Origin of the sequence: Wolbachia endosymbiont (group A) of Therophilus tumidulus (assembly GCF_964277345.1) — a bacterium.
Taxonomy (GTDB): Bacteria; Pseudomonadota; Alphaproteobacteria; order Rickettsiales; family Anaplasmataceae; genus Wolbachia; species Wolbachia pipientis.
The window spans coordinates 376822-389347 of sequence record NZ_OZ195515.1; the positions used below are offsets into that span (position 1 = coordinate 376822).

Consider the following 12526-nt stretch of genomic DNA (forward strand, 5'->3'; position numbering starts at 1 on the left):
ATCAGTAGCTTATTATTCTGGTATTTATAACAAGAACGGTCAGTGAATACCTAAATTTGAGTAAAAGAAATTTCACTACCACTCACTAATCCGGCTAAAATTCAAGAATTTCAATGCTTTAGCTATTTTCAATAGAATTAAATTTATTAATGTAAATAATAAATTACTATTCTTAAATTTGATCAGATTGATTGCAAAAAAACAAGATTTTCAATAGGTTACTTATAATCCTAACTATAGTTAGCCTTTCATAAGTAGCGATGCAACAAAGCCCACTGGAATCCAGAAATTTTGCTTATAACTGAGCTGATGAGCTAAAGGTAGTTGTCTTACGCTAAAACAAACGTTTTTAATTAAGTTGCATAGAAGCTGGATCCCAGTGTCTGGGCACTGGGATGACACCCCACTGGTGGGAATTGCTCCCAAACTACAACGTTCGTACAGTTGTGTGTGTCTTCCCATGGAGATTGCTCTCAAATCATAATGCTCATGCAGTTGCATGCTCGACTAATTAACAGAAAAATCTATAATTCAGTTTACGTATTTTCTTATCTCAGCCAAAATCTTATCAGATTGACTTTCGTCTGAATTTAAATCAGCTGCAAAGTGTGTAACATATTTTCCTCCAGGGCCAATAAGGTACATTATTGAAGAATGGTTGATTTCTTCTTCTCCACCAACTTTGCTAGCATATACTTTATACTTTGCAATTACTTCGTCTATTTTTTCTCTTTCACCAGTTAACATTTGTATTCTGTGGTCAAATTGCTGCTGAAATTCTTTAAGTCTTTCCGTGCTATCGCGCTCAGGATCGACTGTGATGAAGAATGTTTGTAGCTTGTTGTTAGTTTTCTCATCTAACTTTGCAAGTGTTTCTGAAATTATTCCAAGGTTCATAGGGCAAATTCTTTTGCATGAGGAAAACCCAAAGAAAATCATCATGTATTTATCTTTAAAATCACTACTGCGCAAGATCTGTCCGTCCTGATTAATTAAAGAAAAATCTCCGCCTATCTTAACTTCTGCGTTGTGAATCGCTGCTGGGGCAAATATGCCTTTTTTAGTGAAATAACAATAACCTAAAAAAACAACTGCTAATGCTGCTAGCACATTAGATAATAATCTTATAAACCTTACCATTAGAATGCTCTCAGTAAAATTGAATTGTATCTTTATTGGTTAACCTATTCAATATATTTATTCCAAAGTGTATTGTTAATTTTGTCTAACAGTTTCTTATGTTCATCAATTTCTTCACTATTTGGTAAATGTTCTCTGGGAGTTAGATTACGTACTTTATGCTGAACGAATGTGGAGTTACTGTCCTGATTGCATTCATTATCAAACAGAAAGGTTTGTAACCCTCCTGTAAGTTCAACATATACCTTTGCAAGCAATTGAGCATCAACTAGTGCTCCGTGCAATTCTCTATTCTCTAGCGATATATCAAAACGCTTACATAATGCATTCAAAGAAGCAGGTGATCCTGCGAATTTTTTCCTCGCAAGAGGTAATGTATCTAGCACTCTGTCTGAGGAAATTAACCTAGCATTCAGCTTGCTTAACTCCATGTTAAGGAACTTAACATCGAATTCAGCGTTGTGAATTACCAAAATATCATTAGATATAAAGTCAAGAAATTCAAGTGCAACATCTGAAAATAATGGTTTATCTTCTAAAAATTCTTCACTAATACCGTGAATCTTAAACGAGTGATAAGGTATATCTCTTTCTGGGTTAAGGTACCGATGGAATACTTTACCTGTTGGAATGCGGTTAATTAATTCAACACACCCTATTTCAATAATTCGATGACCAGATTCAGTGTCAAGACCTGTCGTTTCAGTGTCAAGTACTATTTCGCGTAGCTTGCTTTCCATTTCAAATAAAACTCATCTTACTTATCATTTGTCTTATCGTTACTTGTCTTTTTATAGTGAATAGAAACAAGCAACCAGCTTGGGTCTGATGAATTAACATTTTTTTTGAATTGCCATACATCCTCAACTTTATTAATAGTGGATGTACTACCTGATATTATATCTCCTTCATTGTTCTTAACGAAGTTAATTTGCTCTGAAAGGAAATATACTGCAATAAACACTGCGTTTTTTACTAGCTTTATTTCTAAAATCTTTTGTGAAACGATAGAAACAATTATAGACTCGTGCACCTCTTTACGATGTTTAATCTTCTCTGCAAAATTATCATATAAGTCTTTATCGAGAAGTGGTTTTAACTGAGACAAATTTCCTTGATTGAAACATTTTATTATTAATTCAAAAGCTATGCTTGAACCTTCTATAAAGTGGGAAATAGAAAAATCTTTGTTTTTTTTTAATATTTGTTTATAAGTAACTTTTATTGAATTTTCATCATTGCTATCAATGTAACCCTCAATGTTTTCTACTACATCTTCTCTACTTCGGCTTACATCCAATACATTAGTTAGCTTTTTTAGGTTGAGGTTGGCTGACCTTCCTAAAGAATTATACAAACGTGAAAAAATGAACGCCGCTAATAAAGCATATATTACAAGCTCTATCATAGTAACTCAACTCCTTGGCATATAAAGTATCCGAACATTATTAATTATTAATGAAAATATGTTTTTCATATCAACTTATAATCAGGTTTGCTATTCGTTTGTAAATGAATATATTATATAAGAAAGTATTAAATATCTCAACTTAATTAAAGGAGACGTAAGAAATGCCACAACAAAAAATGAGAATTCACGGTCAATATGTTAAAGATCTATCATTTGAGAATCCGAATTCGCCATTCCTTTCTTCTAGTAAAGCTCCAGATATTAATGTAATGGTTAATATCAATTCAGCAAAATTAGAAGGGACGAAAAACAAAGAAGAAGTGAATGAAGAAAAATCTTTTCATGAAATTACTTTGCATATAGAAGTCAAAGCAACGGTAAAAGATGAAGGCATAAAAGATGGTGTAGCTTTCATTTGTGAGACGAAATATTGTGGCATTTTTTCAATAGAAAATTTAAAAGAGTTGAGTGAGGAAGAGGTAAGACAAGCTTTGTTTATTGGCGGACCTACTTTTCTTTTCCCTTTTGCAAGAGAAATAATTGCAAGAGTTACAAGTAGTGGTGGATTTCCCCCACTGATGCTAGATCCTATAGATTTTGAAACTATGTATGAGCAGCAAGGTCAACAACAAAAAAGTAAAGGTAGTAATTCCAATTTTAACTAATATAGTGTGATAGGATGAACAATTCTTTAAATGCAAAAACGACTTTAAACATTGACGGGAAGTCATACAACTATTTTAGCCTAAGTAGTGCTAGTGAATTTTTAGGAATAGATGTGACTAAATTGCCTTGCTCACTTAAGGTTCTGCTTGAAAGTTTATTGCGCAATGAAGATGGAGTAAACGTAAAGCTAGATGACATAAGAGTACTAGCAGACTGCGTTAATAAACACACTAATCACGAAATTAGCTATAAACCAGCAAGGGTGTTGATGCAAGATTTTACAGGGGTTCCTGCTGTTGTTGATCTAGCTTCAATGCGGGACTATGTTAAGAAAAATGGAGGAAACCCAAGCAATATAAATCCGTCTGTACCGGTTGATCTTGTGATTGACCATTCTGTTCAAGTAGATAGTTATGGAAGTGTTTCCGCATTCAGTAAGAATGTTGAGTTAGAAGTAAAAAGAAATTTGGAGAGATATCAATTTTTAAAGTGGGGAGAATCGTCCTTCACAAATTTTAGAGTAGTGCCGCCTGGCACAGGGATTTGCCACCAAGTGAATCTTGAATATTTAGCGCAAGTTGTGTGTAATAATGATGGAGTCATATATCCTGATACTTTAGTTGGTACTGACAGCCATACTACAATGGTTAACGGATTATCAGTTCTTGGTTGGGGTGTTGGAGGCATAGAAGCTGAGTCTGTGATGCTTGGTCAACCAATTAGTATGGTGATTCCAGAAGTAGTTGGATTTAAATTAATTGGCAGATTGTCGGAAGGAGTAACTGCGACCGATTTAGTGCTGATGGTTACCAATATCCTAAGAACAAAAGGCGTTGTTGGTAAGTTTGTAGAATTTTATGGTGATGGTTTAGATTATTTATCTTTGGCAGATAGAGCCACTATAGCAAACATGGCCCCGGAGTATGGCGCAACTTGTGGATTTTTTCCAATTGATCAAAAAACGCTAGATTATTTAAGCTTAACCGGAAGGCCAGAAAAGCTGATTAAGCTAGTTGAGGCTTATGCGAAAGAGCAAGGACTGTGGCGTAGTAGTGACGAGTTAGCATTTTTTGACACACTAGAGCTTAATTTATCAAGCGTGGAGCCAGTAATGGCTGGTCCCAAAAGACCACAAGATAAGGTTTTTCTTTCACAAGTGGCAGAGTCTTTTTCTAAATCATTTTTAGTTAATGAGTCAAAGGAAAGCGATAAACTCCAAGATGGAAGTGTAGTTATTGCAGCAATAACAAGCTGCACTAATACTTCTAATCCAAGTGTGATGATTGCTGCAGGTCTTGTAGCTCGTAATGCAATTAAACTTGGATTAAAATCAAAGCCTTGGGTTAAAACTTCTCTTGCTCCAGGGTCACAAGTTGTAACAGAATATTTAGAAAAGTCTGGATTGCAGGTAGATCTAAATGCTTTGGGTTTTAATCTAGTTGGATATGGTTGCACAACTTGCATTGGGAATTCTGGTCCACTTAATAAAGATATAGAAGATGGCATTAAAAACAAAAACTTAACCGTTGCTGCAGTTTTATCTGGCAATCGTAACTTTGAAGGAAGAATTCATCCGTTAGTCAAAGCTAATTACTTGGCATCTCCGCCACTTGTTGTTGCATATGCACTTGCTGGTACTGTGCAAATTGATCTGACAAAAGATTCAATATGCAAAGATAAGAATGGAAATGACGTCCATCTCAAGGATATATGGCCAACAAACAATGAAATCGAAGATTGTGTTAAAAATGTGGTAACACGTGAGATGTTTATACAAAAGTATAAGGATGTTTTTTCTGGTGATGAACATTGGCGAAAGATAAAGTGTGAAAAAAGTGAAATCTATAATTGGGATGCAAATAGCACTTACATACAAAATCCGCCCTATTTTGATAATTTATCACCTAAAAATAATAAAATCGATATAAAAGGTGCACAAATATTGGCAATGTTTGGCGATAGCGTAACCACTGACCACATTTCCCCTGCTGGAAATATTGCCTCAAGTAGTCCTGCAGGTATATATTTAAAAAATCTTGGAATTGAGCCACAGGACTTTAATTCGTATGGGTCTCGTCGTGGTAACCACAATGTAATGATGCGTGGGACTTTTGCTAACATTAGAATAAAAAATGAAATGGTAAGCATCGAAGGCGGCTATACAAAATATATTCCTTCTCAAGAAACTATGTCGATTTTTGATGCAGCAATGCGCTACAAGGAAGCTCTCATCATTGTGGCAGGAAAGGAGTATGGCACAGGTTCAAGTAGGGATTGGGCAGCAAAGGGTACTTTATTGTTGGGGGTTAAAGTTGTCATTGCAGAAAGCTTTGAGCGTATACATAGGTCCAACTTGGTCGGCATGGGTGTTCTTCCACTTATATTCCAAAATGGAATAACCAGAAAGATATTTGATGGTAGCGAGGTAATAAGCATAAAAGGTGAAATAGTGCCAGGTGGAAATCTAGAATGCATCATCAAAAGAAAGGATAATTCAAAGCAATCAATTCAACTCAAATGCTGTGTACAAACCGCAACTGAGACTAAATACTTGATGTGTGGTGGAGTGTTGAGCTACATACTTGCACAATCTTTTTGATTTAGTGAAGTTATTGCATGGACTTCTTTTAGCCAGCCCTGATCCCTTTGTAAATAGCAATTTGCTCTGCGCAAAGTTATGATATAATTTCACCATACATATGGTGTCGGAGTATTTTTTGGAGATAATTATATATGATAAGCTCTATACAAGAACCTAATGAACTCAGAAAACGTTTACAAGGATTTTATCGTACTGATGAAAAGAGTTATATACGTTATCTTGTAGAAAAAGCAGAGCTTTCGGCTGATTCAAAAAATAGAATTTATAATATTGCAAAACAAGTTATTGAAAAAATCAAACATAATAAATTAAGTATTGTAGATTCCTTTATGCAGCAATACTCGCTTTCCAATGATGAAGGAATAGCATTGATGTGCCTTGCTGAATCGCTACTTAGAATACCAGATGATTATACAATAGACGAGCTAATCAAAGATAAAATTGCCAATCAAGAATGGAGTAAATATTTAGGATATTCTTCTTCATTGTTCGTCAATGCTTCCACGTGGAGTTTAATGATAGGTAGCAGTATATTGAGAGATAATGAAGGCGATTCGAAGTTCTATTACGCAATTTCTAAGTTACTTAAGAATTTAGGAGAACCGATCATTCGCAAAGCAGTAAAACAAGCAATGTCTATGCTTGGTAATCATTTTGTTGTTGGAGAAACCATAGAAGAAGCTTTAAGGTACGCAAAACTAGATGACAATAGTAAGTTTTTATACTCTTTTGATATGCTTGGCGAAGCTGCTCACACAACTGAGGATGCAGAAGAGTATTTTAATTCATACATGCACTCAATAAAAGCTATAGGTGAATCCACTGAAATAAATGATTGTTTTAAATCCCATGGAATTTCAATCAAACTTTCTGCTTTACACCCACGTTATGAATTTAGTCAATTTGGCCGAATTGCTGGTGAGATATTCACTAAGGTTTTAGAGCTCTGCCGCGAGGCAAAAAAATACAACATTTCACTATGCATAGACGCAGAAGAAACAGAAAGGCTTGAAATTTCCTTAATCTTGTTTGAACAATTACGGCTTGATGAATCACTTTCTGAGTGGGAAGGGCTCGGCTTGGCTGTACAAGCATATCAAAAACGTGCTTTATCTGTTCTTGACTTTGTTGAAGATGTTGCTATCCGATCAAAGCACAAAATTATGGTGAGGCTTGTAAAAGGTGCATATTGGGATTCAGAAATCAAGCGTACGCAAGAATTGGGATTAAATGATTACTCAGTATTTACAAGAAAAAGCTATACTGACGTATCTTACCTCGTGTGCGCACAGAAACTTTTGAGTAAACCAAACAGCTTTTACCCATGCTTTGGAACTCATCACGTCTATACTTTTGCTTCTATCATGGAACTTGCTGATAAAAACCACCCTGGATTTGAATTTCAACGCTTACATGGAATGGCAAAAGACTTATATGATTATGCAATGTCAGAGCTTGCAACAAATGTTAGCTGTCGTGTCTACGCACCCGTTGGGGAACATAGTGACTTGTTGCCTTATCTTATAAGACGCCTTCTTGAAAATGGAGCTAATAGTTCGTTTGTTAATCAAATAAGTGATCCTAACGTTAAAATCGATGAGTTAATTTCAGATCCACTGGAAAAAGCTATAAATTTTAATTATGAACCTCATCCAGGCATTCCATTACCACAAGATATTTTGGGACCAGAAAGAAAAAATTCCTTGGGGATGGATATTAGTGATTCTGTGATAGTCTCACAATTTGCAGATGATATAAAGGGTTTTAGTGAAAAAAAGTGGCAAATTGGACCAATAATTGATGGAAAAGCACTATTTGATAATGCTGAATTTATCGAAGTAGTGAATCCTGCACATTTGGAAAATGTAATTGGAGAAGTGTCAAGTGCAACAAGCGATCAAGCTTTAAACGCTCTTGAAATAGCACATAGTGCTTTTGCTAAGTGGCAGAATGTTTCAGCAGAAGAGCGCGCTAAATGCCTTGAAAAAGCTGCAGATTTGCTTGAGGAAAGGATGAAAGAGTTAATTTACATTCTGATTGTGGAAGCAGGAAAAATTTTATCCGATGCAATAGCAGAAGTAAGAGAGGCAATCGACTTTCTGCGTTATTATGCAATGATAGCAAAAAATGAACTGAGCGACTGGAAAAAATTGCCGGGCCCAACAGGTGAAGATAACTTCATCTTTTTTGAAGGCAGAGGAGTTTTCTTATGCATATCACCGTGGAATTTTCCGCTCGCTATCTTCATTGGGCAGGTCTCAGCTGCACTTGCAGCAGGTAATGCAGTGCTGGCAAAACCGGCAGAGCAAACGCCGATTATTGCCTACGAAGCTGTTAAGATACTACATGAAGCTGGGATACCAAAGAATGTGTTACACCTCATTCCTGGGGATGGTGGATATTTAGGCAAAATATTAGTTCCAGACAATAGAATTGCCGGAGTAGCTTTTACTGGCTCAACACAAACTGCTCAAATAATCAATAAAATGCTTGCAAATAGGGATGGTCCTATTGTGCCACTTATTGCTGAAACAGGAGGGCTCAATGCTATGATAGTTGATAGCTCTGCTCTTTTAGAGCAAGTGGCTATGGATGCTTTGCTTTCTGCGTTTCGTAGCAGTGGTCAACGCTGTTCTGCACTTAGAGTGCTGTTTATTCAAGAGGACATAGCAGAGAAGCAGATAAAAATGATATGCGGTGCAGCGCAAGAACTCAAGATTGGTGACCCAATACAACTTAGTACTGATATTGGTCCAATAATTGACAAAGCATCTATCGATATGCTAACTCAACATACGCAAAAAATGTCAGAGGACGAAGATTCAAATCTGTTATTTAAAGTACCCATGGATACAAATTCTCATAATGGTTATTTCTTTCCTCCATATATTTATGAAATACAAAAAATTTCGCAATTAAAGCAAGAAGTATTTGGTCCTATTTTACATATCATACGTTTTAACAAGTCACAATTAAATGAAGTTATAAGTGATATAAATAGTACTGGATATGGACTCACGTTTTCTTTGCAGAGTCGTATACAAAGTCAAATTGATACTATAAGTAAAAAAATATCAGTTGGAAATGTCTACATCAACCGTAACCAGATAGGTGCAGCAGTTGGGATACAACCATTTGGTGGTAGAGGACTATCTGGCACTGGGCCAAAAGCTGGTGGTTCTCATTATTTACAGCGTTTTTCTACAGAAAAAGTTGTAAGTGTTAACACTACAGCATTTGGTGGTAACACTACACTTATGTGTTTGGATTAATTTGCAGGCCCTAATTTTTCTTACCCCTAAACTAGACGTTCGTGCAGTTATGTACACAGCGCTAAAATCCGAAAAGGACCAGCTCATGCACTGAAATAAATCGTATCCATTCAGCCAATGACGTCAACTTAAGAATTTTCATTAGCAAACTCTCCTAAAGACATGATGGCGTTTAGGCTTATCTACTTTATTGCGGCTGTCCCGGTCGGATTTTAACTTTAGCACGTATACTTAAAAAGGGCTTGAAAGTTTTTTGGCGCAATAAGTACCTGATAGAGTTTCTGTCTCATTACACTAAATAAAACTGAAAAATTTAAACGATACTCAGTAATTTGATCTGGGTTCCAAGGCCCTTGTGCATCACATATATGAAGCGATAATATATTGCACATGACCAAGTTTGCCCAAAATTCTTGTAATACAGCCTCTCCAGAAAAATTCTCTAACTCTGCTCCTACTTTGAGTCGTTTATAGCACTCCTCTATGTGCCACCTTAACACATAAGCTTTGCTCCAAAGTCTCGGTCAAAAACTCTGTTTCTCAGTTGGCTAATGTCAGCACTATAACTCTTACTTTCTGTCCTTTCATTTTATTTTTTAGCTTTTCATTTTCTAATATAAAATCAAAATCTAATTCGCCAGCGTTCCCATAGCTTACTATAATTTCTTTTTTGCAAGCGAAAAATAAAATCTACTTCCAAATTATAATGCTGCTGAATGAATTTTACTGAAGACGATCATAGATAAATAATAATTTCTCTTGATTTAATAAACGCATTTGAGTGATAACTTCGGGTAATTGCTCTGCCGCCAACGTTTGTTCACCTATATTCCAAGCTGCAAGACGAGCACTGCAAATCAGCGAAGTACACAAATCAACAAACAAATTGCCAATGGTGCCTGTTGTTCCATTTGGTTCAAACTCGGATACAATTTCCCCAGAGCTGGGTAATCTCATACCAGAACCATCTGCTGCAATAAGTCTATAGCCTCTCCAACTCAGGTTCATCCTGATAGGCTGTTTGGATGCTTAAATTCTTGAAAGCCTGTATGGCAAATCTTATATCTTGCTTTAGAAAAAGCTTGCTTTGAGGGTACATGTCAATGGCTCCATAAGTTCACATTCTATTCCCAAACTTTTTTTAACTAACTTTAAAATCATAGAAAATACTGTCGAAAAAGGAAGTTTTCTTGTTCGTGTAAAACTCAACACAATGGATTTTCTGAAAAGTTTTCGAGTATATTATATTTTTAATTTGTAGAATAAGGTTTTTTCCTTTTTGCATATTTCACCTAAAAAGGACACATTTTAGACTTCTTTGTTGAAATAAAACAGAAACAAAAGTGCTGTCCCTTGCACTCTTTGGATAATTTAATGATAAAAAATTTGGAGAGAAATTTTATACACAATCTCTGACATTTTTCCTTAAGTTGACGCCATTGTGTGAACGGTTACGGTTTCCCGTCTTCACCATGCTATATAGAAAAAAGTCTGGATTCCAATTTGCATGACAATATGGAGTATCTGCTTCTTTCATCCCAGTGGGATCTTTTATTCCATTTTATCAACAGTTTGTTTTGCAGTATCAAACAATTTTAATCCTATAATCCCGAATGTAACTAAAATAAAGCATATTACTTCGAATAAATTAACTGGTTCATCAAATAGGTAAACTCCAAGTATCGAAGCTCCTATAGCGCCCACTCCAGTCCAAATTGCATAGCATACTCCGATAGGTATAGAACGTGTAGCGAGCGAAAGTAAATATGTACTAAGAGCCATGGAGAGTATGCTAATTATTGATGGTACGAGATGAGTAAATCCATAACTATGCTTAAGTGTTATGACCCAGAACACTTCAATTAGTGACGATAAGAGTAAATATATCCAATTCATGCATAAATTTTTAGGTTTAAATAGAGAGCTTTAGCCCTATGCTTCCTATTACAATTAAAACGATACATAAAACTTGAGATAAATTAATATTCTCTGTGAAAGTGGTTGCACCAATTATAGTTATTCCAATTGTGCATATTCCAGAGGAAACTGCATAGCATACCCTAATAGGTAGAAAGCATGCTGCAAGAGATAAAAAGTAAATGCTAATGATCATAATTACCAATGTTGCAATCGAAGGCACAACTTTAGTAAAACTGTTACTAAACTTTAGCGTTACAGCCCACAGTATCTCTAGGATACTAGACAGCAACAAATACAACCAGCACATTTTCGTAACATTTCAATCTTGTATTGTAACAGAAATTGTTAGTTAAAACTACACTAAAGTGCAATAGATCTCTCTTTCGGAATTGCTTTAATATCAAACTTAAAACAACATCCTAAAAAACTTTTCTACGAAATTCAATTCCTGCACGTCATTTGCTGCATAAAGTGGTGTAGTTTGTTGCTCAATACCTGGTATTTCTACAAAAACTTTGCCCACTTCTTGACCTTTTTTAATGGGTGCAGGTATCATATCTTTATATTCAATACGCACCTTAATTTGGTCATGCAATTTGCGGTTGTAAGTTATGGTAACATCGTTTGCAACTGTAATAGGCACTTTTCTATCTTTTCCATAGAGAACATTTACTTCCTCAACTACGCTGTCTTTAACGAATATTTTCTTAGTGTTAAAATGATTTAAGGAGTATTGTATCAATCTTTTTGCTTCTTCTATTCGCTCTTTCTCAGTGTTTAAACCATTTACGACAGCAAAAATTCTCCTATCATTTCGTTTTGCAGATGCTACAATGCCGTAACCACCAGCATTTGTATAACCGGTTTTTAAGCCATCAACCCCAATATCGTGAAAAAGTAGAAGATTTTTATTCTTTTGTACAATTTCATTATATGTCAAATATTGTTCGGAAAATAAATCATAATATTCAGGAAAATCGGTGAAAATCCTTTTTGCCAGCATTACCAAGTCTTTTGCGTTCATAAAATGATCTTCATCTGGCCACCCGCTTGAGTTGACAAAATGACTGTCATTCAGATTCAAATTTTGTGCAACTTCATTCATTTCAGCCACAAAATTCTCTTCTGATCCTGCAATGCCCTCGGCTAGTGTTATGCAGGCATCATTGCCTGAGACTATTGTAATTCCTTCAAGTAATTCCCTCACCGTAACGGATTGACCTTCTTTCAAAAACATAGAAGAGCCTCTCCTTTCCCACGCTTTTCTACTTACTCGAAATTTATCCTCCATGTGTATTATTCCAGCTTTTAGATAATCGAAGGCTATATATAAAGTCATTAGCTTGCTCATTGAAGATGGGGCCATTTTTTCATCAGAATTATGGTCAAAAATGAATGAGTCTGAAGCTAAATCTAAGACTACTGCTTGCTTTGCTTTGGTTCTAAACTGGTATGAGTATGAAGAAAAAGGAAGTATAAAAACTAATAGCAAAATTACCAATCTGCTTAACATAT

The 12526-nt window shown here is 35.5% G+C and carries 10 protein-coding genes and 1 pseudogene; 3 read left to right on the plus strand and 8 right to left on the minus strand.

All coding sequences use genetic code 11. The annotated features are described in order from the left end of the window. Positions 1 to 240: 240 nt before the first annotated feature. Genes ACICQD_RS02040 through ACICQD_RS02055 form a run of 4 tightly spaced genes read right to left on the minus strand, consistent with a single transcriptional unit; the run spans position 241 to position 2548 of the window. Entirely contained in the window at positions 241 to 501 is a 261-nt protein-coding gene (locus ACICQD_RS02040; RefSeq protein ID WP_010962369.1) for a hypothetical protein, read from the minus strand. 30 nt (positions 502 to 531) lie between these two features. Continuing rightward, complete coding sequence (locus ACICQD_RS02045) at positions 532 to 1140, minus strand: SCO family protein (RefSeq protein ID WP_010962368.1); 609 nt, start codon at positions 1138 to 1140, stop codon at positions 532 to 534. A 44-nt stretch (positions 1141 to 1184) separates the two neighbouring features. Further along, on the minus strand, positions 1185 to 1880 hold the full coding sequence (dnaQ, locus tag ACICQD_RS02050; protein ID WP_010082574.1) for a DNA polymerase III subunit epsilon: 696 nt from the start codon (positions 1878 to 1880) through the stop codon (positions 1185 to 1187). 17 nt (positions 1881 to 1897) lie between these two features. Continuing rightward, a complete protein-coding gene (locus ACICQD_RS02055) occupies positions 1898 to 2548 on the minus strand; it encodes a Tim44/TimA family putative adaptor protein (protein WP_010962367.1) in 651 nt (216 codons plus the stop codon). Between the two features lie 164 nt (positions 2549 to 2712). Between ACICQD_RS02055 and secB the strand changes: the two genes are divergently transcribed. The 3 genes from secB to putA all read left to right on the plus strand — a co-directional run bounded on the left by secB (position 2713) and on the right by putA (position 9091). Continuing rightward, on the plus strand, positions 2713 to 3216 hold the full coding sequence (gene secB, locus ACICQD_RS02060; protein ID WP_264373879.1) for a protein-export chaperone SecB: 504 nt from the start codon (positions 2713 to 2715) through the stop codon (positions 3214 to 3216). A 14-nt stretch (positions 3217 to 3230) separates the two neighbouring features. Beyond that, positions 3231 to 5816, plus strand: a complete 2586-nt coding sequence (acnA, locus tag ACICQD_RS02065; RefSeq protein ID WP_209472702.1) for an aconitate hydratase AcnA — start codon at positions 3231 to 3233, stop codon at positions 5814 to 5816. 134 nt (positions 5817 to 5950) lie between these two features. Then, a complete protein-coding gene (putA, locus tag ACICQD_RS02070; RefSeq protein ID WP_395461514.1) occupies positions 5951 to 9091 on the plus strand; it encodes a bifunctional proline dehydrogenase/L-glutamate gamma-semialdehyde dehydrogenase PutA in 3141 nt (1046 codons plus the stop codon). Positions 9092 to 9232: 141 nt separating this feature from the next. Here the strand turns inward: putA and ACICQD_RS02075 are convergent. The 4 genes and pseudogenes from ACICQD_RS02075 to ACICQD_RS02090 all read right to left on the minus strand — a co-directional run bounded on the left by ACICQD_RS02075 (position 9233) and on the right by ACICQD_RS02090 (position 12524). Then, positions 9233 to 10376: pseudogene (locus ACICQD_RS02075) on the minus strand (transposase). A gap of 266 nt (positions 10377 to 10642) precedes the next feature. Then, positions 10643 to 10987 carry a DMT family transporter gene (locus ACICQD_RS02080; protein WP_006279756.1) on the minus strand — a complete coding sequence of 115 codons (345 nt, stop codon included), beginning with the start codon at positions 10985 to 10987 and terminating at the stop codon, positions 10643 to 10645. A gap of 16 nt (positions 10988 to 11003) precedes the next feature. Beyond that, on the minus strand, positions 11004 to 11318 hold the full coding sequence (locus ACICQD_RS02085; RefSeq protein WP_010082606.1) for a DMT family transporter: 315 nt from the start codon (positions 11316 to 11318) through the stop codon (positions 11004 to 11006). Positions 11319 to 11417: 99 nt separating this feature from the next. After that, positions 11418 to 12524 (minus strand): D-alanyl-D-alanine carboxypeptidase family protein, encoded by a 1107-nt coding sequence (locus ACICQD_RS02090; RefSeq protein ID WP_010082605.1) that lies wholly within the window; start codon positions 12522 to 12524, stop codon positions 11418 to 11420. Between the last annotated feature and the right edge of the window lie 2 nt (positions 12525 to 12526).